This window comes from Pseudomonas sp. CF161 (assembly GCF_000416215.1).
Classification (GTDB): Bacteria; Pseudomonadota; Gammaproteobacteria; order Pseudomonadales; family Pseudomonadaceae; genus Aquipseudomonas.
Window position 1 is genome coordinate 1 of the sequence record NZ_ATLP01000049.1, and the last position, 253, is coordinate 253.

Annotated in this window: 1 protein-coding gene; it reads right to left on the reverse strand. The window is 71.5% G+C overall.

The window, feature by feature from the left end:
* On the reverse strand, nucleotides 1-253 hold a 253-nt coding region (locus tag CF161_RS33110), incomplete at both ends, for a hypothetical protein (protein ID WP_043228947.1).

Consider the following 253-nt stretch of genomic DNA (forward strand, 5'->3'; position numbering starts at 1 on the left):
GTTGGCCAGGTCGAACACTTGCAGCAGCAGCGCCGCCAGGGCGGTCGCGCCAAAACAGGCGAGGCTGGCCCACAGATAGGCCGGGAGCCAGCTCGGCGGCAATGGGCCCTCGGCCTTGGCCGCCGGCGCCGCCACTCGCGGCAGCGGGCCGTGGGCCATGACCATCTGATCGATGTGCGGGTGGTGGCGGCTGATGTGGTCGCTGACCGACGGCTGCCAGAACTGCCAGGCCTTGCGCGGGCAATGGCCCAGC